General features: G+C 52.5%; 21 protein-coding genes. 7 read left to right on the plus strand and 14 right to left on the minus strand.

Annotation, left to right across the window (positions count from 1 at the left end; translation table 11 throughout):
* The first annotated feature begins 125 nt into the window (after nt 1-125).
* Nucleotides 126-1067, plus strand: coding sequence for a D-alanyl-D-alanine endopeptidase (gene pbpG / locus EUZ85_RS26920; RefSeq protein ID WP_127973221.1), 942 nt, complete (start codon nt 126-128; stop codon nt 1065-1067).
* A gap of 43 nt (nt 1068-1110) precedes the next feature.
* Here the strand turns inward: pbpG and EUZ85_RS26925 are convergent, their stop codons facing one another.
* On the minus strand, nt 1111-1614 hold the full coding sequence (locus EUZ85_RS26925; RefSeq protein ID WP_127973222.1) for a hypothetical protein: 504 nt from the start codon (nt 1612-1614) through the stop codon (nt 1111-1113).
* Nucleotides 1615-1717: 103 nt separating this feature from the next.
* Nucleotides 1718-2503 carry a PhzF family phenazine biosynthesis protein gene (locus tag EUZ85_RS26930; RefSeq protein ID WP_127973223.1) on the minus strand — a complete coding sequence of 262 codons (786 nt, stop codon included), beginning with the start codon at nt 2501-2503 and terminating at the stop codon, nt 1718-1720.
* A 183-nt stretch (nt 2504-2686) separates the two neighbouring features.
* Here EUZ85_RS26930 and EUZ85_RS26935 point away from each other — a divergent pair, with 183 nt between their 5' ends.
* Nucleotides 2687-3148: a GNAT family N-acetyltransferase gene (locus tag EUZ85_RS26935; protein ID WP_164887374.1), complete on the plus strand. Its 462-nt coding sequence runs from the start codon at nt 2687-2689 to the stop codon at nt 3146-3148.
* Here the strand turns inward: EUZ85_RS26935 and EUZ85_RS26940 are convergent.
* From EUZ85_RS26940 to EUZ85_RS26960, 5 genes are all read right to left on the minus strand, one after another.
* A complete protein-coding gene (locus EUZ85_RS26940; RefSeq protein WP_127973225.1) occupies nt 3111-4100 on the minus strand; it encodes a hypothetical protein in 990 nt (329 codons plus the stop codon). The two genes, EUZ85_RS26935 and EUZ85_RS26940, sit on opposite strands and share 38 nt — an antisense overlap.
* Nucleotides 4101-4228: 128 nt before the next feature.
* Nucleotides 4229-4924, minus strand: coding sequence for a PEP-CTERM sorting domain-containing protein (locus tag EUZ85_RS26945; RefSeq protein ID WP_206617957.1), 696 nt, complete (start codon nt 4922-4924; stop codon nt 4229-4231).
* A 297-nt stretch (nt 4925-5221) separates the two neighbouring features.
* A complete protein-coding gene (locus EUZ85_RS26950) occupies nt 5222-5932 on the minus strand; it encodes a PEP-CTERM sorting domain-containing protein (RefSeq protein ID WP_164887375.1) in 711 nt (236 codons plus the stop codon).
* Nucleotides 5933-6026: 94 nt separating this feature from the next.
* On the minus strand, nt 6027-6716 hold the full coding sequence (locus EUZ85_RS26955; RefSeq protein ID WP_164887376.1) for a PEP-CTERM sorting domain-containing protein: 690 nt from the start codon (nt 6714-6716) through the stop codon (nt 6027-6029).
* Between the two features lie 318 nt (nt 6717-7034).
* On the minus strand, nt 7035-7508 hold the full coding sequence (locus tag EUZ85_RS26960) for a hypothetical protein (protein WP_127973229.1): 474 nt from the start codon (nt 7506-7508) through the stop codon (nt 7035-7037).
* 483 nt (nt 7509-7991) lie between these two features.
* Between EUZ85_RS26960 and EUZ85_RS26965 the strand changes: the two genes are divergently transcribed.
* Nucleotides 7992-8993 (plus strand): DUF4124 domain-containing protein, encoded by a 1002-nt coding sequence (locus EUZ85_RS26965; protein WP_206617958.1) that lies wholly within the window; start codon nt 7992-7994, stop codon nt 8991-8993.
* Here EUZ85_RS26965 and EUZ85_RS26970 read toward each other — a convergent pair.
* Nucleotides 8990-9907 (minus strand): LysR family transcriptional regulator, encoded by a 918-nt coding sequence (locus EUZ85_RS26970; protein WP_127973230.1) that lies wholly within the window; start codon nt 9905-9907, stop codon nt 8990-8992. The two genes, EUZ85_RS26965 and EUZ85_RS26970, sit on opposite strands and share 4 nt — an antisense overlap.
* Nucleotides 9908-10073: 166 nt before the next feature.
* On the opposite strand from EUZ85_RS26970, the gene EUZ85_RS26975 reads away from it, so the two are divergent.
* Nucleotides 10074-10958 carry an SDR family oxidoreductase gene (locus EUZ85_RS26975; RefSeq protein ID WP_164887377.1) on the plus strand — a complete coding sequence of 295 codons (885 nt, stop codon included), beginning with the start codon at nt 10074-10076 and terminating at the stop codon, nt 10956-10958.
* Nucleotides 10959-10966: 8 nt separating this feature from the next.
* Here EUZ85_RS26975 and EUZ85_RS26980 read toward each other — a convergent pair whose 3' ends face one another.
* Nucleotides 10967-11845: a helix-turn-helix domain-containing protein gene (locus EUZ85_RS26980; RefSeq protein WP_127973232.1), complete on the minus strand. Its 879-nt coding sequence runs from the start codon at nt 11843-11845 to the stop codon at nt 10967-10969.
* A 174-nt stretch (nt 11846-12019) separates the two neighbouring features.
* On the opposite strand from EUZ85_RS26980, the gene EUZ85_RS26985 reads away from it, so the two are divergent.
* Together EUZ85_RS26985 and EUZ85_RS26990 are read left to right on the plus strand one after the other, a co-directional pair.
* Nucleotides 12020-12946 carry a DMT family transporter gene (locus EUZ85_RS26985; protein ID WP_127973233.1) on the plus strand — a complete coding sequence of 309 codons (927 nt, stop codon included), beginning with the start codon at nt 12020-12022 and terminating at the stop codon, nt 12944-12946.
* 142 nt (nt 12947-13088) lie between these two features.
* Complete coding sequence (locus EUZ85_RS26990) at nt 13089-13901, plus strand: hypothetical protein (RefSeq protein ID WP_127973234.1); 813 nt, start codon at nt 13089-13091, stop codon at nt 13899-13901.
* A gap of 138 nt (nt 13902-14039) precedes the next feature.
* Here EUZ85_RS26990 and EUZ85_RS26995 read toward each other — a convergent pair whose 3' ends face one another.
* Nucleotides 14040-14585, minus strand: coding sequence for a hypothetical protein (locus tag EUZ85_RS26995; RefSeq protein WP_127973235.1), 546 nt, complete (start codon nt 14583-14585; stop codon nt 14040-14042).
* A gap of 65 nt (nt 14586-14650) precedes the next feature.
* On the opposite strand from EUZ85_RS26995, the gene EUZ85_RS27000 reads away from it, so the two are divergent.
* A complete protein-coding gene (locus EUZ85_RS27000) occupies nt 14651-15499 on the plus strand; it encodes a transporter substrate-binding domain-containing protein (RefSeq protein WP_127973236.1) in 849 nt (282 codons plus the stop codon).
* A gap of 66 nt (nt 15500-15565) precedes the next feature.
* Here EUZ85_RS27000 and EUZ85_RS27005 read toward each other — a convergent pair whose 3' ends face one another.
* From EUZ85_RS27005 to pdhR, 4 genes are all read right to left on the minus strand, one after another.
* Entirely contained in the window at nt 15566-16279 is a 714-nt protein-coding gene (locus EUZ85_RS27005) for a tetratricopeptide repeat protein (protein ID WP_127973237.1), read from the minus strand.
* 318 nt (nt 16280-16597) lie between these two features.
* Complete coding sequence (gene aceF / locus EUZ85_RS27010) at nt 16598-18226, minus strand: dihydrolipoyllysine-residue acetyltransferase (RefSeq protein ID WP_127973238.1); 1629 nt, start codon at nt 18224-18226, stop codon at nt 16598-16600.
* A 15-nt stretch (nt 18227-18241) separates the two neighbouring features.
* Nucleotides 18242-20896: a pyruvate dehydrogenase (acetyl-transferring), homodimeric type gene (aceE, locus tag EUZ85_RS27015; protein ID WP_127973239.1), complete on the minus strand. Its 2655-nt coding sequence runs from the start codon at nt 20894-20896 to the stop codon at nt 18242-18244.
* A gap of 152 nt (nt 20897-21048) precedes the next feature.
* Nucleotides 21049-21816, minus strand: a complete 768-nt coding sequence (gene pdhR, locus EUZ85_RS27020; protein WP_127973240.1) for a pyruvate dehydrogenase complex transcriptional repressor PdhR — start codon at nt 21814-21816, stop codon at nt 21049-21051.
* Nucleotides 21817-21993 lie beyond the last annotated feature (177 nt).

A 21993-nucleotide genomic window follows, 5' to 3' on the forward strand; every position in this document is an offset into this window, starting at 1 on the left:
GGTGCAAAATCACACAATTGGTCTATGCTAGAGCAATAGACCCTGTTTAACGCCTTACACCCGTTTACGGTCGGGGTTCGTGCGGCAAGATACTTTTCAGACCTGACTACAACGTTGCGCCATTTATGAAAAACATCCTGATCGCTCTGTCTCTTTTATTCTGTTCCTCGGTTGTGCTCGCTGATTCTGAAACCACTCTCCCTGAAAACCTGCAAAGCCTGGATACGTCCAACATCAGTTTGGGTTCCGTGAACGCCAAGGTGGTGGATGTGGAGAGCGGCGTTACGTTATTCGCCAAAAATCCGGAAACGGTGGCGCCCATCGCATCCATCAGCAAGCTAATGACCGCCATGGTGGTGCTGGATGCGGAATTGCCCCTTGATGAAATGGTGACGATTACGGAAGAGGACGTCGACACTTGGAAAAACACTTACTCGCGGATGCGTATCGGCGCGGTATTGCCCCGCAGCGAGCTTCTGCTACTCGCACTGATGTCTTCGGAAAACCGCGCTGCGCTGGCGTTGGGACGCTCCTACCCCGGCGGTATGAGCGCCTTCGTCAACGCCATGAATGACAAGGCGAGAGCGCTGAACATGCGCGACACCCGCTTTGTCGAGCCCAGCGGATTGTCCATGGAGAATGTGTCCACCGCGTCGGACTTGGTCAGAATGGTCTCCGCCGCGTCGCGCTATAAACTCATCCGTGATTACACCACGACCCCCAGCCACCTGATCAAGCTCGGCGAAACGGAAAACGAAATGGAGTACCGCAACACCAACCTTCTGGTGCGCCAAGGTGAGTGGGGCATCAGACTCAGTAAAACCGGATTTATCAATGAAGCCGGTCGTTGCCTGGTGATGATGGCCGATGTAGGCGAACGTCCTGTAGCAATCGTGCTGTTGGACTCCTATGGCAGACGCACGCCTATTGGCGACGCCAACCGCATCAAGCAATGGATGGTCACTGGAAAAAGCGCGCCCGTCGCGGGAGCGGCGCTCAAATACGAACAGGAGAAAAATTCCGGCGTATTCCAGACCGCCGCCATGGACGACGACACGCAAAGCTAAGGGCCTTTGACTGCGGCGATTCGATCGCGCCGCAGTCTCCACTTCAAGGAAACAGCTGTACGATACCGCTTTCCGCCTTCATATCCGCCACCATCCATATCTGCTCAAAAGGATGACTGTCCGGCACCTGAATACAGTGCTGCAAACCGCGAATTTCATCGGCGCGCCATGCCGGATGGGCATTGCGGATGACCAGCCAAACCCGCTCGCTTTTGTATGTCTTCAAGGCTTTGTTGGCGAGTATGCGGTTCAACGCTCGCAGCAAACGTCCGTCGGCGTCCGATTCCTCCAGCATCTGCAGTTCATGGAGCGTATTGCGGTCCAGGTCGCGCCCCAGTAATTGCATGGCCTCCTTTTCTGAGCCATACAAATGCGCAATTTCCATATCCAGACGCTCGCCGTTCAGAAAGCAGGAAACATCCGGTTTGATCGGCTGGTTGTGCCAGATATGCCGGATTGGCGTCCCCGTCAGCCGCTCATAACACCGCATGAACAAACGAGCTGCATCATGTTCAAGCACCAGTTTTTCTGATTCGCCAGGAGTCATTCGCTACGCCGCTATCTCAACAAAAATCAAAAATCTGAGTCGGATAATGGCATAACCGGCGCAAAAGAAAAACGCTTCTTAGAGCTGACGAAAACGAGTTTGTTCAGATCGAAATAACGCCTCTCAGATAAGTCACTGCCGACCCGGACATCAGCACCCTGTCGCCAGCCACTTCACAATCCAGACGACCTCCGCGCTGGGATAACTGCGCGGCGCTCAGTGAAGTTTTGCCGAACCGGACCGCCCAATACGGAGCCAGAGAACAATGCGCGGACCCAGTGACCGGGTCTTCGAAAATGTGCGCCTGGGGCGTAAAAAACCGGGAGACAAAATCAACCTCTTTGCCCGGCGCCGTCGCCACTACGCCACCAGGGTCCAGGTTTATGCGATCCATCAACATTCGATCTGGTTGCAGCGCCCGAATCGCGCCCTCATCGGCGTAAACCAGCACGATATCCCGTGCGCGCAAGACTTCCAGCGGCTGGATATTAAGCGACTCCAGCACCTCAACCGGCGCTGTCGCCACGCTCGGCGGCCGGGCGGGAAAGTCCAGGGTCAACCGTCCATCTCTCCTGGTCACTCGCAATTCTCCGCTAAGGGAGCGGAATATTATGGTGTCACGCTCATAACCAAGATGTGTCGTCAAAACATGAGCGGATGCGAGGGTGGCATGGCCGCATAAATCCATCTCTATTTCCGGCGTAAACCAACGCAGATGAAACGCATCCCCTTCCCGCACAAAGAAGGCCGTTTCCGCCAAAGCGTTTTCCTGTGCAATCTTCAACAGCACAGAGTCAGGCAACCAGGCCTCCAATGGACACACAGCCGCGGAATTACCGCCAAAGACTTCATCGGTAAAGGCGTCAACCTGAAAAAGCTTTATATCCATCATTCTCCTCGCTGAGTGACTTCTTTTGAAAAGCGGACAACATCATTCCTAACGTCCTTTTCGACAAACGTGGAATCAAATCCGACAGGCTCTAATAATCATTTGCAGAACAGCAGCTTGCAACTTAATCTTATGATCGGTATGGCCAACAGGCAGGACGTGACAAAATCAGGGGCGCACACCATGGAAATCAAACTTTATTCCGTTATCCACAAACAAGATTGCCTCCGTATTTTTGACAGCAATCTCGACAAATATTTCGCGCCTCATGAAAAAGAACAATTCGATGAGTTCCTCGATAGCGTGACCCAGGCTGACGATAATCTGTATTACGTCGCCCTATTGGATGGCCTGCTCGTGGGATGCGGCGGACTACGCCTCTATCAGGATACGGTCTATTTATCCTGGGGCATGCTCACCCGAACAAAACATAAAACAGGGCTGGGTGAAAAACTGTTACAACATCGGCTGGAGCAAGCAACACGCCTGCATCATGGAAAAGAGATTGTGATTGAAACATCACAACACACCCAAGGCTTCTTCGCCCGCTATGGCTTTGCGATAGAAAAATCAGAGATTGACGGATTTGGCGAGGGTATCGATAAAGTCACGATGCGTCTGAGCGATCAGATACATTCGAAGTAAAGTCCCCCGAGTCGGATATTTCCTCCAGTCTGGCTCGAAGCTCATCCGAACCATACTTCCTGACCTGCGCCTGCAAACTAGCAGACGGCGTTTGACCTACCACCAGCCCACATGACAGGCAGGCGCGTATTCGAGTATCCAACAGCGGAAGCGTGTTAGCTAGTCTCTGGCGTATACCCTTCGCTTTCGCGTCGTCGAGTTCAAGCGGAACAGCATGCACATGACGCAACTCACCACTTAACATCGATTCGCTCGCACACCGGGGACAAACAGAAACGGAAAGTTCTGGCAGCGCTTTGAGACGACGAGGCTTATAAACATTTCCAACTTGAACAAAAGACTCGCTCTCTTCACTTTCCGTAAAGTACTCCCGCTGGCGCTCAAGCGCCTCGGCCTCTGTTTTCTCGTTAATGACCTCTCCCACCAACTCCGCCTGCGCCCCCGCCGGCAATGCTTGAAAGATGTCATACAAGCGAGATTTATCCAGGCTTTGATAGTGCATTTTGTTCAGCAGGAAAGCATTTTGCAGATCTCTTAGAAACTCATTCACGACTGCAGAGGCGCCCAGCTCAACACGCCCCTCAGAGGTGACCAGCGCCAGGTTAAAACCTCGCCTGCCAATGTAATAAATATCTTTGGCCTCTAGCGTTCTTTCAGTAATAGGCTCATCAGAAAAATAACCGCTATAAGTCAAGCGAACCGCATGGTCTTGCAACGCGATGGCCGAAATAGCGCCTCTGCGTATAAAACGTAGCAACTGCACCGACCAGATAAATATGAAAACGACGAAAAGCTCCGTCCCATGCTTCTCCAAATAGGGAAGCCAATCAATGATTCTGTTTCGCCATGGCCCGAATAACGCCATCCACACCGCAACCAAAACAAAGGCGTGCAGGAGACAGCGCTTCAACAGCCGATTGACTTGATTGGGAAGGCGGTATTCTTTGGGCATAACAACTGCTCACTGGCGTATGAATTCAAATTATTTTAGCCGCCGCTGAGAAATTAAGCCTTGCAAATGGCCGAGCTGAAAACAAATAAAGAGGCCTTAGGCCTCTTTATTAATAAGAAAAGGTAAAATCAGGCTCGTTTCAGGCGTCTCGCGACCAGGCCCAAACCGCCCAACAACAACATCGCGTATGTTGCTGGCTCGGGTACCTCTCGGAAAACAAAATAATCGCTGTTATAGGTTGATCCATAGCGGTAAGTCATCTCGCCATCCACATTATACCCTTCAAGATACATATAACTGCCTGAATTAGGGCCATTTCCATCAATTGGAAGAGAAAACAATGGGCCGGTAATAGTATTCCTTATTCCATCATATGCTTGAAAGCCAATTTTTACTTTATCGCCGCTATCTGTTTCTAACCATGCAGAAAATGACATATCATAATACTCGGAGTGAAACTCAGTCCCATCCTCTTCCGCGTACTGAACATAGCCACTTATCGTTATGCTATTAGGGCCATAATCACTCAGATGATAACGATCCCCTCCTAACATAAAGGAAAACTCAGTAAACGCATCAGCATAGCTGCCAGAATAATACTTAAAATCATATTTTTCGTCCTTGTAGCTATACTCAGAGACGGGTGTGTTTGAGTTGTACTGAAAAAATCCAGAGAATATATCATCACCAGTCTGATATGGGCCGCTTCCAATCTCTAATGTATCAAAGACACCATTTAAGTCTGCTTCAATAAGAGCAGAATGCGCTGAAAAAGAAATGCCCAAAGCACAGACAGATGTCAGAAAAACTGTAGTTAATTTCATCGATTGCTCCATTTAAAATTTATACTTTCTAAATACTAAGCCAATCAGGCCAAGAAAAATTGATAATACAGGCGCTGGCACAAAAACCACTTTCTTTGATTATTAACATGGCAATGATATTGGCATGTTAATAATCAGGCGCATGGACGCGCCTGCGCGGCGTTAAGCCGCGGGAGAGAGGGCCTGACATGTGCAGGCCCTGTCGTTGCAGACAAATAGAAGGAAGCTATTTGTCTGCCTGATTAATAATAGAATAAGTCGCGCCAGCAAATACCAGGGCAGCAAGTCATTAGGTTACTATGCCTTTATAAACCGTCTTGCGGTTAATCCTGCAACCCCCATTAGCAACATTGCAGCAGTATAGGGCTCTGGAACTTTCTTGAACTCATAACTAGCGCTATCTGAGAATATCGACTTGATTTTGTACGTCATATTTCCGCCTGCATCGTACCCTTCGAAGTCAATTCCAGTCATACTGGATGGACCATATCCGCCGGTAGGCAAAGCATAGAGAACATCGCTACCAGAACCATCTTCTCTATATGCATCTGACCCCAGATAGCTTATTTTCACTTTTTTACCATCAACCGACTCCAGCCACGCAGAAAAGGAAAATGTATAATAATTGTATCCAGACATATTTCCTTCTTCGTCGTAAGTTACATACCCAGCAATCGTCACATCATTGGAAGCAGCGTCATCAAGATGATACTCGTCTCCGCCGACCAAAAAGCTAAAGTCTGTAATTGCATTATTGTACTTCCCTGAATAATCCACCCACACATCGCCAGAGTGATTAGTAGACTCAGTACTGTATTCCGAAACAGGCGTGCGCGAATCAAATTGAATGGTTACATTAAAAATATCGCCCCATATTTCATAAGGAGATTCGCCAGATTCCACTTCGCTAAAAACACCTTCAAAGTCCATTTCAACCAAAGCCGCATTGGCTTGAAAAGCCATACTGGCAAATACAGATGCGGATAAGAGAGTAGTAGTAAGCTTCATTATCATTCCTATTGATCTTATGTGAAGAAAAACAAAATTATATTTTTGAGGGAAAACCGCTTTGCTGAACGCAAAGCGGCATATACGTCATCTTTTAGACTTTCTTCAAGCGTCGAGCCGCCAGTCCAGCAGCGCCCATCAGCAAGATGGCCGCCGTATAAGGCTCTGGAACCTTTTTGAACTCAGTAGCATTCATATAGCCGAAGCCTGGAGTAAACAATGTGTATAGCAGTTCATCTTCGTCATCGTATGCTTCGGCGGTAAACCATACGCCAGAGCCGCCATAACCACTCTCTGGCAGGGCGTCCAATATATAGTCTGGGTATTCCGGGTAATCGATCATTCCTCTAAATGCATCCGGCGCTTTAAAGGAGACCTTCAGACTCATACCGCTTTCTGCAGTTAACCAAGCTGTAACATCGAAGTTAAAGTTAAGCGCAGCGCTAGTGTCACTTGTCACTTCGATTTGATTTTCTTTCGAAGCATCAAACGCAAAGTTATCACCGTTGATATTCAACTTCATATCCGTCAACGCATTCAGATATAAGCCATGTGTGATTACCACAGGACCTTCCACTACATCAACGGGGTCTAAGTCAGGAGAGTTTGAGTCGAACTGAATTTTTCCAGTCACCCAGTCCGCATAAGAATATGGCGCGCTACCAGCGCCATTCGTCACAGTGTCAACAACGCCTTCAAAGCCCAGTTCAATCAGGGCTGCATTAGCTTGCCCGGCCAATCCCGCAGCCATCGCTGCGCATAGTAAAGTTCTGGAGAGTTTCATTATCAATCCTATTGATCTTCCATATGATCGTGAGACATGCCGACACTCCCTCATTGGACGTTCCGTAAGGTGTCAAAAGCAAACTCACGAGGGTTAATATCGCCAACGCCAATACAACCCAAATTTGGCGCGAGACGGTATCTTGCATCGTAATGACGCAGGATTTATTTATTGGCGTGAAGAGAAGTTGAACTGGCTTGTAGAGGGCTCTACAGCCGATAAGTTATTTTGTTATTTCAAGCACTATAATGTATCGCTGAGAGACATTCAACGCATTGTTTTCAGGTGATATTTTGTCACTTTACAAACATGTTAACGTCATCCCAAAGATCGGTTTCTACAAGAAAACGCAGCGAATAGTGCGACCAGCTTCTCATTGGGAATAGTCCTGCGCATCCTCATTCCCAACATAACAAGCAGCGCCGTATGCAGGAGCGTATTAGTAGCTGGCTCTGGAATCACGATCAACTTTTCATACCAACCCGCACCGCTGTTAACGCCGGATGCATAATACAACTCCCGCGTAGCCGCCCAGTTGGAGAATGAGAAGTGCGAGCTTGAGAGCCCTGGCGCAGATAAGGCAGAGTCCGTCACAGCGCGGATCAAATTACGTGGGGTTATATTTCCGGCGAAGGGCGCATATAGCCACTCATCTGATGACGGCGGATGATCGTCAACCACCTCATCGTGGCCGACATCCGCATAAGCAGGCGCGCTATTGAAAGTGGGCAAAGCATAGGCGGGGCTCAGTGCGGGTATTAGCGCCAGGGCGATTGTCGCAATGTATCTCATGTCCTTCTCCGTATTTCCCTTAATTCCTGGTTTGCGTCATCGCTCTTTCCGCAACGTACTCTGTTTCAGAAGAGCCACAGCAATAGCGGGCTCTTTATAGCGCAAGCGGGCGTCTGCTTTCATGATGGACATCAAACCGACGCGTTAGGTCCGTTGACGCAAACCTCTTCGCAACCCTGACTATCATGTCTGGATTGAGACTTCTCAGGCGGTGAAGGAAAGTCCGACGACCCCGTGAGTTGATTGGGGCCTTATTATTAAAGATTGAATCTCCAATTTAGAGAATATACCGAGCACCTTCAAGCGTGGGTTAGACTATGTTTTCACAGCACAGAGCCCGTATATAGCGGATATTTATGACCAGACAAAACGTGGCATTTACTATTATTCACGCATCAAAGAAAGCTTATCATTCCATAGCTTAATTGCCAGTTAGTCGTCAGCTTCAAAATCGCTGAGTCAATGTCGCACAGGACTGTTTATATGCGTTATTCACTTCAAACTGCGATGGGATTTTTCGGACGCCGTCAGCCCCTTCTCCGATCAATGACGCGTGTTTTAGTGATGCTCATTCCCGTCGTCTTATTCACGCTTTCTGCAGTCGGCAGGGCTGAAATCTACAAATGGACCGACGCCAAAGGCACTGTGCACTATTCCGACGCAGCCCCCGCTGACAACGACGCGCAAGTCATTACCCCCACATCCGCCATTGACGGCGTCAGATTGCTATCGGATGAGGCGAAAGCGCGTTACAAAAACCATCCGTCAGAACCTGAACCAGGAAGTCCGCCCGTCGCAAATTCGACACGCCCCGTTGCAAGCGCACAGGACCCCAAACAGACCGAGGATATATTGTGCGATGACGTCAACGGAGACTGCTTTACCGAGGAAGACACCCGCGTCTGTAAGCTCAGGTTCGGCAAACCCTGCGAGGAGGTGTATCTCTGGAAGGTTTGCGCCTTACAAAAGATGTGTACGACTGATCGTTGCGACAACGCGCGCTTTGTTATCGATTGGCGTCCCCCTGTCGTAGGCGTGCGGGATCTCGGGCGTTCACTCCCGCTGCGCGCCAATGTCTCCGAAAAGGACTGGAACTGCCTGCAACACAGCGGCTTTTACTGCGATGAACTGGCCCTGGAAACACAATGTCAAAAGGATTACAGAGAAAGCTGCGGCGTCGTTGGAGACTGGCTGCTCAATGCGCCGGAAAAATGCGAGAAGGACAAAAATATCGACTGCGATGAGTTGGACTCGTTGATCAAGTATCGTCCGGTTTCAGAAGAAGAGCGTTTGAAAATTGGAGGCTCTAACGCCAGCGGCGGCCGTTTCGCTCGCGACTTGCTCATGGAAGAAGTCGAACAGAAAAAGAATGAACTCTCCGACGAGAGCTTACAGTCAGTGTTGGACAAACTTCCCGGCATTGACCGCCATAGCTTTCGCAGAGACATCAGTTGCTCCTTGAAGTCCTGGCGGCGGTACCGCTAGCCTAAAATGTCGTCGTCCCAGGGCGGCGTATCGCCAAAGCGCTCCACCAGAAAATCCAGCAGCGTACGCAAGGTGGCGGGCATATGCTTGCGAGACTGATAAACGCCAAACATGCCCAACCGCAGCGCCTCCCAATCAGTTAATAACGCAGTCAGCTCTCCACGCTTTACATAATCCGTCACCATATAGGTCGGCAACATGGCGATCCCCGCGCCAGCCGTACAGGCGTTGGTCAACGCCAGCACTTCGTTGGCGCTAAGATTGCCCGTCACTTCAGCGGCGTCGACGGCGCCGGTCTTCTTGTGCGTAAAGCGCCATTGGCTTTTGCCAAAGTGCGAATAAGTCAGACAGTTGTGTTCCGTTAACTCTCTTGGGGTTTTGGGCGCGCCCCGCTCTTTAAGATATTGTGGGGAAGCGCAGATGACGGAACGGCAGTCCGTCAACTTACGGGCGATCAGGTTGGGATCGAGATCGTTCGTGGTGCGTATGGCCAGATCAATACGCTCTTCTATCAGATTGACGCTACGATCAAGCAATTGCATGTCTACGCGGGTTTTCGGGTAACGCTTGAGGTATTCCGCCACCACCGGCGCCAAATGTACTTGTCCGAAGGCGACGCTTGTCGTGATTCGGATCAGCCCGTAGGGCTCAGTCTCCCGTTTACCGGCGACAGCTTCCACATCGTCTGTCAGATCCAGAATCTGTCGACAGCGCAACAGACAGCTTTCTCCCGCTTCCGTCAAAGAGATGCGCCGAGTCGAACGGTTTAACAGGCGCGCGCCCAGCCAGCTTTCAAGCTCATTCACATACCGGGTGGTCATCGCCCGCGACATGTCCAGGTTGTCCGCCGCCGCAGTAAAACTTTTGCGGGCCGCGACCTCGGCGAACACTTTCATAGCCGTCAGTCTATCCATCTTCAGCGCCTCCCCGATATGTGAACAGAAATCTTATTTGTTCAAATTAAGCAACAAAGAAGGTCATTTTACTGCATTTATTGGACGCATAAAGAAAATTATAGTGTGTCCATCTTTTAGCCAAACCGGCTTTCGCTTAGTAACAAGACTATATGAGGAGCAGACTATGAACACATCGATTCCTTCTACCCGCAAAATCGTTATCACTGGCGCCAGCGGACGCTTGGGCTCACTGGTCGCAAAAGCGTTGATAGCGCGCGCAGGCGACGCAGATCAGCTGACCTTCTCCGCACGCGCTCCTGAAAAAATCGCCGCACTGGCTGCGCCGGGCAATGAAATAGTCAAGGCGGACTTCGACCAGCCGGAGACCTTACTCATCGCTTTCAACGGCGCCGACACCGTGCTGATCATCTCCGGCGACGCCCCAGTGGATGTGCGTATTCGTCAACACCGCAACGCCATCGACGCCGCCAGGAAAGCGGGGGTCAAACGTGTGGTTTACACCAGTTTCGTCAACCCAACCGCAGAAAGCCAGTTCACTTTCGCCCGTATCCATGAGGACACAGAACAGTACCTGAAGGAATCTGGATTGCAGTACAGCATCCTGCGCAACAATCAATATGTCGCCAACCTGAGTTCAGGCCTGGCTCACTCAAAAGAAACCAATCAATTGGCGCAGCCTGGCGCCGCAGGCAAAGTGGCGTTTATCACGCATGAAGATATCGCTGAAGCCATCGCCGCTGTGTTACTGGAGTCAGGACACGAAGGCCGCACTTACGAGTTGACCGGTCCAGAGGCGTTGAGTCTGTACGATGTCGCAGACATCCTGAGTGAAGCCCGGGGCGCACAAGTAACGGTTATTGAGGCGGAGCCGGCGGGATTTGGTGAAATATTGCAGTCAGTTGGCTTGCCGCCATTCATGGTGGAGGCGCTGCTGGGTATTTTCGCCGCCACCAAACAGAATGAATATGCAGCGGTATCCGGCGATATTGAACGTATCCTGGGGCGCAAACCACAGTCAGTGCGCGACTATATCAAGTCTTTCGCATAAGCCATGACTCATGGGAGCCTCGTCTGGCGACGATAGCTCCCCGGCGTGACGCCCGCCATCTGTTTGAACGCCCGCGTAAAGTGGCTTTGATTGGCGAATCCGCATATCAAAGCCACTTCCGCCAGATCCACGCCTTGCGCCAGAAGCTCTCTTGCTGCATTGATGCGCAGCCGGCGCAGATACTGATGCGGCGCCTCAGCCATAGTGATTTTAAACATCCGGGCGAAGTGGAAAGGACTGAGCCCCGCTACCAACGCCAAGCACTCCAGCGATAGATCTTCGCCGAAATGCGCCTGCATATATTCCAGCACCTTTCTTTTCGTCGCTGGCGCCAACCCGCCTTTGTAAGCCGCTTCAGGCTTGCGAAAAACCGCATAACGACGCAGCACGTGCGCCATCATCTCATAACTGATTTGCTGCAACGCCAGATTATCCGCGCCCAGCAGCCCTTCCGGCTGCAGAGCCGCGATATGTCCCAGTCTCGTCAGCTCGGGATCGTCCGCATAAGCCAGGTCCGGCAGCTCTACGCGACGAGGGTCCATATCCCATAAGCTCAGCGCCATCTGCTTGAAGCTGGCCTCGGAAAAATAGAGATGCGCAAACTCGAGGGGACCGCTGACCTGCCATGTAGAGTCATGCTCCGCCGGCATCAGGCAGATTTTACCCGGACCGCCGCAACGATCAGGCGCGTCGATACGGCAGGTTTCCGTCCCGCCACGCAAATAGATGCTCAGCGTGTGATGTCCCACCATCTGATAGCGCACCCGGTCCTGCCGGTTCGCCCAACGCGCCAGCGCCAGATCCTCATTCAGGCGCAAATAATCCAGTCGTGTTGCGGACGAACGACTCAAGGTGAGATCAACGCTATTGGTGAAGGATTTACGCATAACATGACAACAAATGGGGTTAACTCAGAAATTAACCGGTCGATGATTGACTGGCAAGCCAACACCGGCCAGAAATGCGCAAGATTATGCAAAAAGAGCAATTTCAGAAAAGACGCAATCTCTCGGGCTTATTAACCTTTCACGCATCAATGTCATGCATGATGGGAAGCATCTATGAACGCCCTGCTCTATCTGACCACCGTCCTCATTTGGGGAACCACCTGGATCGCCATCCATTTGCAACTGGGTTCAACGCCGGTTTTGACGTCAGTGTTCTTCCGCTTTGCGTTGGCGGGGAGCCTGTTATTGCCAATCCTGCTGCTATGCCGCCGCCTACAGCCTACGCGAACGGTGGACCACCTGTTTTTTCTGCTTCAGGGCGCCTGCCTGTTTTCTCTGAACTTCATCTGCTTTTACAACGCCGCTCAGTATGTGGCGAGCGGCGTCATTTCGGTTGTTTTTTCCGCCGCCACCCTCTACAACGCATTCAATAGCTGGATGATATGGAAAGAAAAGCCCGCCGGACGGGTTTATGTGGCCGGGGCCGTCGGCGTATTGGGGCTGACTTTGTTGTTCTGGCGCGAACTGGGCGTCAATACACTGTCTATAGAGGCGCTGACCGGCCTCGGGCTTGCGGCTGTCGGCGCTTACTTCTTCTCTCTGGGTAATATGATCAGCGTGCGGCACAGCCGTCAGGGGCTGACGCCTTTGACCAGCAACGCCTTCGCCATGCTGTACGGCGCCGCTATTCTTTTGACGCTTATCTGTGTTTCCGATACCCCCATCGTTTGGGATGAGCGGCCGGCCTATCTTTACAGTCTGCTCTATCTGGCTATTCCCGGCAGCATCGTGGGGTTCACTGCTTACTTGATGCTGGTGTCACGCATTGGCGCCAACAACGCCGCCTACGCCACTGTGTTATTCCCGGTAGTTGCACTAAGTCTGTCGTCTGTTTACGAGGGATACGAGTGGGATGGGTGGAATATCGCGGGGCTGATTCTAGTACTGTCGGGCAATCTCATTTTGCAAGGCTCTGTCGATAAAATCCGCAAGTTTTTACGCGCCCGCGGCGAAGTCGCCGCCAACCCGCACAGCCCCTGATGGCGAGGGCTGGCGGCGTTCACAGAATTGAGCGCCGCTCGTTAAAAATGATTCGAATTTAAATAAGTTCATTGTATGATCTGCGGTCCAACATTTACTGACAAAATAATAACAATTCGGAACAATTCGCAGGATCGCCGCAATGAATACAACCCGTAAGCCGCCGACGGCGGTGGACCCTTTTAGGGTCGAAGAAAAGCTGACGCTGTCAGTCGTCATCGATAACCCTGACGCTGATTGGCGTAAAGGACAAGCCGTCATATTCAAACGCGCGCTGGAAGCCAGCGCAGGCTCTGATGTGCTGGAAGCGCGCCTGGATACCGGGGCGCGCCTGGGACAGATCTGCAATACGCTGATCGCCAAATACCTGCAGGCTGGCGGAAAAGCCCGCGCCAAGATAATCAACCGTCCTGGCTTGTCATTTCTACCCGCCAAGAAAGGCCAGCTGAAAACCGCCCTGATAGAGGTGCGCCCGGATGGATTGGACTGGAGTCTGATCGACCCGATCATCCAGCGTGATAATGAAATCGCCTACAAAATTACAGAGGCGGCTCATTTCAGCAAGCGCCAGCCCAGTATCGCACTGGCTTTCTATCAGGACGCCATCAACGACATTATCGATCTGCATTTTGAAAACCCGTTGGCGGATCACTGGCGTCGCGTGATTTTCCCGGTCAACGAACTCTCTGCCTTACTGGAGAGCCAGAAAGAGTATAAACGCGCCTATGAGACCATTCGGGCCTATGAAGCGTTTGACGATAAGCTGGGGTTGCCACCGGAAGAAATGGCGCAATTACAAAAACGCAAAGGCCGTCTGAAAAATGAGTTACGCCTGAACGATGGAGAAGTCAAACAAGGCTCCCCTCTTTACTCCAAGCAAATGGAGGAAGTGCGACGCCTGGCGGTGGACAACGCCGTGACTAATTTGCATTACTTCTCCAAGAACGAGGGATAGCGTTTACCGCATCCCTCTACTTTGACTGAGCCGCCCAGCTCTCCATATCCTGTTGGCGCTATCGCCGCACTTCCACCCTATCCAGATTCCGCCAAACCCTGTTCGGGAATAGCGGGCGCAAGCTCCCTCCGTCGCAAACTATCGCGATAGCTCAGACATGATATTAACTCTGACATGCTCACGGTCGGCGTAGCTGTATCGCAGCACATACTCACGCCAATAAGTAGGCTCCTCTGACGATAGCTCTATCAGTTCGCGCCCTCTGTCGTTGGCGATATGCAGCCCAATCAAGTACTCCGAGACGCGTTTATCCGCTCTCAGCGTATCGATAATATAGGCGACTTCAAACTCCATACCTTCGTAGCGAAGAGTTTCGCCGTAGCGCAAAGACAACTCCGTCGCACCCTGCCCCCATGCCCTGTGCGTAGCGAATATAAGCATGATCATCGCAACGATTAATGGCTTCACGATTTGCGTTCGCACCTTGAACATCGCTCCAGGCCCTGGCGTAGCACAGCCGTATGACCAATCCCATGATGCGTCCAGATGACTCATACGCCCAGTTACGTCAGCGAGTGGACGCTCCTGCGCCATTGTCCGCAGCGACCAATGTGAGAAGTGTAATACGCCAAATGGAATCAGGAAATCACATTGGCGCTGCAAGGCGCCTCGAATTAACGACAAAGACTCAGCATTAACTACACTTTTTATGTAGGTGTGGTGGGTTCAATAGCGAGGTCTGCGGAGTAATGGCACAGAAGGTGGTCTTGTTTGGCTTTCTACTCTGGATGCTGACGCCGAACTGGTCGTCTGCGCAGGAGGTCGCTGTTTACGCCCGTTCCCATACCCAGTTCGATGACCGTAATGAATATCCTGTAAAACTCTTGGAGCATGCCCTGCAAACCAGCGGCGCAGACATCAAACTACAATCCAGCCAGGATATCATTCTGCAGGGCCGCGCCATCAACCTGATCCGCAATAACCAGGGCATTCACGTTCTCTGGGCCATGACCAGCAAAGAGCGGGAAACAGAACTGTCCCCCATACGCATCCCGATTTATAAAGGCCTGATCGGTTGGCGACTTTGTATTGTCCATCCCAACAATATCAAGAAGTTTGCCCGCATCCATTCACTGGAGGACTTACGGACAATCACCTTTGTGCAAGGCCATGATTGGCCGGATCTGGATATTTTTCAGCACAACGGTTTGCAGGTCGAGAGCAACGCCAACTATCACTCTATGTTTAAAATGATCGAAATGGAGCGGGTTGACGCCTTCCCCCGAGCGCTGATCGAGATCTGGCCGGAATTGGAAACTTACTCCAGTTTGCGCGCAGAGCCGCACTTATTGATCCGCTATCCTGCGGCGGTGTATTACTTTGTCAGCCGCAGTAATCCCAGTCTGTACCAGGCGATCAAAGACGGGCTGGAGAAAATGATGGCGAACGGCGAGTTCACCCGCCTGTTCAATGAATTTTATTTGCAGGCGATTGAGCGCGCCCGCTTGCAGGAACGTACGGTCATCGACCTGGAGAATCCGTTATTACCTGCCGATACGCCGCTGAATAATCCAAGATTGTGGTACGCCAATCCTTAACAGCACAACGATACGGATGGCGCCGCAAGCGCCCACACAGCCGACGCTTACCACGGAAGCTGAACCTTATTGAGCGCCAATCCCCTTGTCTTTACGCCATTCGTTGGCGAGCTTTTCCGCTTTGGAGATTTCTTCCTGCGACATCTTTGACCCCAGGAAAGAGACGAACTGAATGGCGCGAGGAAACTTCTTCTCAGCGCTCAACATAGCCCAGCGTAGCGCCTCCACCATGTTTTTATCCGTGCCTTCCCCAGTGGCGTAGGAATACGCCAGATTAAACTGGCCGAATACATTGTTCTGCTCGGCGGAACTGCGATAAAGCTCAAACGCCTTGCCCAAATCTTTTTCCACCCCCTCGCCTTTGGCGTAACGTAGCGCGAGATTATATTGGGCGGTGGCGTTGCCGGCGTCAGCGGCTTTGGAGAACCACTTTACCGCCTCTTTATAGTCCTGAGGCACGCCGCGCCCCTGATTATAGAGCTGCGCCAGATTATTCTGCGCTGAAGGGTGTCCCTGTTCCGCCGCGGCTTTATACCATTCCGCCGCCTTTTCCTGATTCACTTCCGTACCGCGACCTTTCTCGTACATCATCGCCAGCAGGAACTGGGCGTCAGGATGTTTTTGATTCGCCAACACCTGCAGGCCATCGAACGCTTTGTCCATGTCGTTCTTCTTAATAGCCTCCGCCACTTCCGTCATAGTGACGGCGAACGCCGCCTGAGTAGAAAGCAGCACAACAGCGATTGCGGTGGTGATGAGCTTGAAGATTCGTCTGACCATGTCTTGTCCCCGAGAAACGACCTTGCCACCCTCGCCTCGTAGATAACAGGCAAGGTGACGCAATTTTATACTTCTTGTTCGATAACGCCTAAGGTTGCGCCCGCTTCTCCGCCTTGAGATCACCGCGCGCAGCCGACGATCAGAAAAAACTAGCAAAGCCGTTTGGCCAGAACAAGCGAAATTCCGCGCAGACATTAAAGCTGTGATGGATTGCTCAATGAAGACTAAAGAGAAGAGTTTCGCGCTAGAAAGGCGACGCCAGAACGCAAAAAGGCCGGGTAAACCCGGCCCTTTTCCACACTGTTGGCGCTATAAGGACTACAGCAGCAACTTACGGATATCGCCCAGCAATTCACCCAGCAAAGAGGTGAAACGCGCAGCGTCGGCGCCGTTAATGGCGCGGTGGTCGTAGGACAAGCTCAGCGGCAGCATCAAACGGGGCACGAAGCCGCCGTTCTCATACACAGGCTTCATCTGCGCTTTGGACACGCCCAGAATCGCCACTTCAGGCGTATTCACGATAGGCGTGAACGCAGTGCCGCCCAAGCTGCCCAAGCTGGAGATAGTGAAGCAGCCGCCCTGCATTTCGTTCGGCTTGAGCTTACGATCTTTGGCCTTGGCCGCCATTTCCGCACACTCTTGCGCCAGTTCCCACAGACTCTTCTTGTTGACGTCGCGAATAACCGGCACCACCAGGCCCGCGGGAGTGTCCACCGCCACGCCGATGTTGATGTAATGCTTCTGAATGACTTCTTTCTTATCCATATCCAACGACACGTTGAACTGAGGATAAGTTTCCAGCGCATAAGCGCAAGCCTTCAACAGGAAGGGCAGCGGAGTCAGCTTGACGCCTTTCTTCTCCCCAGCCGTCTTCTGCGCTTTGCGGAAGTCTTCCAAATCGGTGATGTCCGCATCGTCAAACTGGGTGACATGGGGAACCACCAACCAATTGCGCGCCATATTATCAGCGGTCACCTGATGGATCTTGCTCATCGGCAGACGATCAATCTGTCCGAATTGCGAGAAGTCAGGCAATTTCACCGTCGGCAAGCCAACGCCAGCGCTGACTGCGCCGCCGGCAGCGCCAGCCTTAAGCTGCTGCATGCCGTTCTTGACGAAAGTTTGCAGATCCTGCTTCAGGATACGGCCTTTCGGACCCGTGCCTTTGACCATGGCCAAATCAACGCCGAACTCACGCGCCAAACGACGCACAGCAGGACCAGCGTGCACTTTGCCTGATGTCGCAGGAGCGGACTCTTGCTGCGCGGGCGCGCTCACTGGCGCAGGAGCGGCTTTAGCAGGCTCCGCGGACGCTTTAGACTGCGCGGGAGCTTGCTCAGCAGGAGCCGCCGCAGGCGCGGCGCCCTCTACTTCAATTTCCGCAATGGCGTCGCCTTCGTTGACGGAATCGTTGGCTTTGATCAGCAGTTTCTTGATAACGCCAGCGACTGGAGACGGCACTTCCATCGTCGCCTTGTCTGATTCAAGCACCAGAATAGGGTCGTCGACCTTAACGGTATCGCCTTCCTTTACGGAGATTTCGATAACCGTTACGCCTTCCGCGCCGCCGATATCCGGTACAGGAATCGTCTGTACGCCGCCGGAGGCCGCGGGAGCCGCTGCAGGCGCAGCGGGTTCCGGTTCTTGCGCTGGGGCCGGGGCTGGCTTCTCTTCCTGCGCCGGCGCAGGTTCAGACGCTTCCGCAGCGCCTTCGCCCGCCATCAATAGAATCAGGTCGCCTTCGGATACTTTATCCCCCACCTTGATTTTCAACTCGGCGATTTTACCCGCCTGAGGAGAAGGGATATCCATAGTGGCCTTATCAGACTCCAGAACAATCAGAGAGTCTTCCGCGCTCACCTCATCGCCAGGCTTAACGCAGACTTCAATAACCTCAACATCGGACGCTCCGCCGATGTCAGGAACTTTGACTTCGATATTACTCACGTCAGTCTCCTTCTATCAGGCGTAGATTGGGTTCGGTTTGTTAGGATCAATGCCGTATTTGCGGATCGCTTCAGTCACCACAGAACGTTCGATCTTGTCTTCCCGAGCCAGACAATCCAGCGCAGCCACCGCAACGTAGTAGCGGTCGACTTCGAAGTGCTGTCTCAGCTTCTCACGAGTGTCGCTGCGGCCAAACCCGTCTGTGCCCAGTACGTGTACGGTCTGCTGTGGAATGAACTGACGCACCTGATCGGCGAACAAACGCATGTAATCGGTAGACGCGATAACAGGACCTTCGCGGTCTTTCAGACACTGCTTCACGTAGCTCTCGCGACGCGGTTCTTCCGGATGCAGCATGTTCCAGCGACGTACGTGATGGCCTTCGCGGGCCAGCTCGGTGAAGCTGGTGACGGACCAAATATCGCTGTCGATGCTGAAGTCGTCCTTCAGCAGTTTCGCCGCTTCACGCACTTCGTTGAAAATAGCGCCGCAACCCAGCAACTGAACTCGCGCCTTGCCGTCTTTCGCGCCTTCTTCGAACAGGTACATCCCTTTCAGGATGCCTTCTTCGGCGCCTTCCGGCATGGCGGGATGCTCGTAGTTCTCGTTCATCAGCGTCAGGTAGTAGTAGACGTTTTCGTTTTCGCCATACATACGACGCAGACCGTCGCGAACGATAACCGCTACTTCGTAGCCGTAAGTCGGATCATAAGAAATACAGTTCGGGATGGTCGCCGAGATAATGTGGCTATGACCATCCTGGTGCTGCAAACCTTCGCCGTTCAGCGTGGTGCGGCCAGCCGTGCCGCCCAGCAGGAAGCCGCGCGCGCGCATGTCGCCAGCAGCCCAGGCCAGATCGCCAACGCGCTGGAAACCGAACATGGAGTAGTAAATGTAGAACGGGATCAACGGGTAATCGTTGGTGCTGTAGGACGTCGCCGCTGCAATCCACGCGGACATGGCGCCCGCCTCGTTGATGCCTTCCTCAAGGATCTGACCTTGCTTGTCTTCCTTGTAGTACATGATCTGATTGCGGTCGTTCGGCACATACTTCTGACCTTCGGAAGTATAAATACCCAACTGACGGAACATGCCTTCCATACCGAAAGTACGGGCTTCGTCAGGAACGATCGGAACAACGCGACCGCCGATCTGCTTGTCTTTAACCAGTGCGTTAAGCACACGTACGAACGCCATGGTGGACGAGATCTCGCGACCTTCGCTGCCTTTCAGTACAGCGTCGAACGCATCCAGACCCGGAATCTGCAACGGCTGGCTGTCTTTGCGACGCTTGGGCAGGAAGCCCCCCAGGCTTTCACGCATTTTCTTCATGTACAGCGCTTCAGGAGAATCCGGCGCCGGACGGTAGTAAGGCAGATTCTCGATCTCATCGTCGGAGATCGGCACGCCGAAACGATCACGGAATTTCTTGACCGTCTCCATATCCAGTTTCTTCAACTGGTGCGTGGTGTTCTGGGCTTCGCCCTGCTCGCCGAAACCATACCCCTTAACGGTATGCGCCAGAATTACAGTCGGCTGACCTTTGTGATTCACCGCATTGTGATAGGCTGCGTAAACTTTGTAAGGGTCGTGACCGCCGCGGTTAAGTTTGTAAATGTCCTCGTCAGACATGTTCTCAACCATTTTCTGCAGTTCTGGGTACTTACCAAAGAAGTGCTTACGGGTGTAAGCGCCGCCATTGGATTTGAAGTTCTGCATTTCGCCGTCGACCGCTTCGTCCATACGCTTCTGCATAAGACCGTGGTCGTCTTTTTCGAACAGAGGGTCCCACAGGCGTCCCCATACGACTTTCAATACGTTCCAACCCGCACCGCGGAAGATGCCTTCCAGTTCCTGGATGATCTTGCCGTTGCCGCGCACCGGTCCATCCAGACGCTGCAGGTTACAGTTGATGACGAAGATCAGGTTGTCCAGCTTCTCACGGCCGGCCAAACCGATGGCGCCCAGAGTTTCAGGCTCGTCGCACTCACCGTCGCCAACGAAACACCACACTTTGCGGCCTTCCATATTGGTCAGCTCACGGCTGTGCAGGTATTTCATGACGTGCGCCTGGTAGATCGCCTGAAGCGGCCCCAGACCCATGGATACCGTCGGGAACTGCCAGTAATCAGGCATCAGCCAAGGGTGCGGATAAGAGGACAGACCGTTACCGTCAACTTCGCTGCGGTAGTTGTCCATCTGCTCTTCAGAGAAGCGGCCTTCCAGGAAAGAACGCGCGTATACGCCAGGGGAAGTGTGGCCCTGGAAGTAAACCAAATCGCCTTCGCGCTTGTCGTCGCCAGCGTGGAAGAAATAGTTGAAGCCTACATCATATAGAGTGGCGATGGAGGAGAACGAGGACAAATGTCCGCCCAACTCGCCAGGCTTCTTATTCGCACGCAATACCATCGCCAGAGCGTTCCAGCGCACCAATGAACGAATGCGGCGCTCCATGAACAGGTCGCCAGGCATACGCGCTTCTTTAGTATGCGGAATAGTGTTGCGATAGGGTGTCGTAATGGAATAAGGCAGTTGCGTCCCGTCGCGCGTCGCCCGCTCCGCCAACCGTGTCAGCAGGTAGGTTGCACGCTCGACGCCTTCAGTATCCAGGACGGATTCCATCGAATCCAACCACTCCTGGGTTTCAATAGGATCGGCATCATCATGCATAGAGGTTACTCCTGTAGAGCTAGATTGATTGTAATTGTGTTACCGGACGCGCCGACGCCTCGTGAGCGCCCACGCACCATAAAAAAATGTTCCGGAGTCCCCATCGACCCACATCAGGATCTTTTAAAAAGTAGTCGCGCGGCAGGATTTTTTTATTCATCCAGATTTTGCAGGCGCCGCAGGGAGCGCATGTTTCTGGAATCGGCCTTGCCTTTTTCCAATACGATTTCTTCCACATATGCGAGATGCTCGTGAGCCGCGGCTCGGGCGGCGTTCGGATCTCTCGCCAGTACGGCTTCTTTCAGGCGAAAGTGTTGCTCTTTTATTTTCAGCCGCATCGCCTCTTCTTCGTAGAGGTAATGTAGGTTGCTAACAATATTCTGTTTCAACAAGGTGAACAATGCGCGCATAGTATGAAGCAGCACCACATTATGAGCCGCTTCTGCGATGGACAGATGAAACTCCGCATCCGCTTTCGCCTCTAGATCAGAGACGCGTTGTTCGTGATAGTTCAGCCAGTCATTGTAGCGTTTTTCAATAATTTTGCGATCCGCCCCCGTCCCGCGAATCGCGGCGTAGTAAGCGGCCACGCCTTCCAGCGCGTGACGGAACTCCAACAGGTCATACTGCGCTTCCGGATGCTGCCCGATCAGGGCGAACAACGGTTCGGTGTAACTGGCGCCCAGTTCCTGGGACACAAAATTGCCCCCGCCCTGACGCCTCACCACCAGCCCTTTGGCCTCCAATTTCTGGATAGCCTCTCGCACAGAGGGCCTGGATACTTCAAACTGCACCGCCAACGACCGCTCGGGAGGCAACCGCTGACCTGGTTTCAGGCTGCCTTCCAATATCATTTGCTCCAGGCTATCGACGATAACATCCGACAACTTGGGTTGTTTGAGGGGCTTCATTACAGGCATTAAAATGTCACCGAGACGGTGTTGTGGCTCCAGACAGACGCTAAACGTTTCACTTTCCGACGCTCCCTTACCCCGCAGTCTGTGGAATCAAGTTCCTCGCGGGCGGATGTCAGGACATTTAGCCGCAGGCGCTTGAAAGGCCGAGCATGCGCGCAGCGATGTACGCAAGTAAGCTTA

Origin of the sequence: Hahella sp. KA22, assembly GCF_004135205.1 — a bacterium.
Lineage (GTDB): Bacteria > Pseudomonadota > Gammaproteobacteria > Pseudomonadales > Oleiphilaceae > Hahella.

Excerpts from the sequence above, each read along its gene's own strand:
- pbpG (WP_127973221.1), top strand. The coding sequence starts at position 126 with ATGAAAAACATCCTGATCGCTCTGTCTCTTTTATTCTGTTCCTCGGTT.
- EUZ85_RS26925 (WP_127973222.1), bottom strand. The coding sequence starts at position 1,614 with ATGACTCCTGGCGAATCAGAAAAACTGGTGCTTGAACATGATGCAGCT.
- EUZ85_RS26930 (WP_127973223.1), bottom strand. The coding sequence starts at position 2,503 with ATGGATATAAAGCTTTTTCAGGTTGACGCCTTTACCGATGAAGTCTTT.
- EUZ85_RS26935 (WP_164887374.1), top strand. The coding sequence starts at position 2,687 with ATGGAAATCAAACTTTATTCCGTTATCCACAAACAAGATTGCCTCCGT.
- EUZ85_RS26940 (WP_127973225.1), bottom strand. The coding sequence starts at position 4,100 with ATGCCCAAAGAATACCGCCTTCCCAATCAAGTCAATCGGCTGTTGAAG.
- EUZ85_RS26945 (WP_206617957.1), bottom strand. The coding sequence starts at position 4,924 with ATGAAATTAACTACAGTTTTTCTGACATCTGTCTGTGCTTTGGGCATT.
- EUZ85_RS26950 (WP_164887375.1), bottom strand. The coding sequence starts at position 5,932 with ATGAAGCTTACTACTACTCTCTTATCCGCATCTGTATTTGCCAGTATG.
- EUZ85_RS26955 (WP_164887376.1), bottom strand. The coding sequence starts at position 6,716 with ATGAAACTCTCCAGAACTTTACTATGCGCAGCGATGGCTGCGGGATTG.
- EUZ85_RS26960 (WP_127973229.1), bottom strand. The coding sequence starts at position 7,508 with ATGAGATACATTGCGACAATCGCCCTGGCGCTAATACCCGCACTGAGC.
- EUZ85_RS26965 (WP_206617958.1), top strand. The coding sequence starts at position 7,992 with ATGCGTTATTCACTTCAAACTGCGATGGGATTTTTCGGACGCCGTCAG.
- EUZ85_RS26970 (WP_127973230.1), bottom strand. The coding sequence starts at position 9,907 with ATGGATAGACTGACGGCTATGAAAGTGTTCGCCGAGGTCGCGGCCCGC.
- EUZ85_RS26975 (WP_164887377.1), top strand. The coding sequence starts at position 10,074 with ATGAACACATCGATTCCTTCTACCCGCAAAATCGTTATCACTGGCGCC.
- EUZ85_RS26980 (WP_127973232.1), bottom strand. The coding sequence starts at position 11,845 with ATGCGTAAATCCTTCACCAATAGCGTTGATCTCACCTTGAGTCGTTCG.
- EUZ85_RS26985 (WP_127973233.1), top strand. The coding sequence starts at position 12,020 with ATGAACGCCCTGCTCTATCTGACCACCGTCCTCATTTGGGGAACCACC.
- EUZ85_RS26990 (WP_127973234.1), top strand. The coding sequence starts at position 13,089 with ATGAATACAACCCGTAAGCCGCCGACGGCGGTGGACCCTTTTAGGGTC.
- EUZ85_RS27000 (WP_127973236.1), top strand. The coding sequence starts at position 14,651 with ATGGCACAGAAGGTGGTCTTGTTTGGCTTTCTACTCTGGATGCTGACG.
- EUZ85_RS27005 (WP_127973237.1), bottom strand. The coding sequence starts at position 16,279 with ATGGTCAGACGAATCTTCAAGCTCATCACCACCGCAATCGCTGTTGTG.
- aceE (WP_127973239.1), bottom strand. The coding sequence starts at position 20,896 with ATGCATGATGATGCCGATCCTATTGAAACCCAGGAGTGGTTGGATTCG.
- pdhR (WP_127973240.1), bottom strand. The coding sequence starts at position 21,816 with ATGCCTGTAATGAAGCCCCTCAAACAACCCAAGTTGTCGGATGTTATC.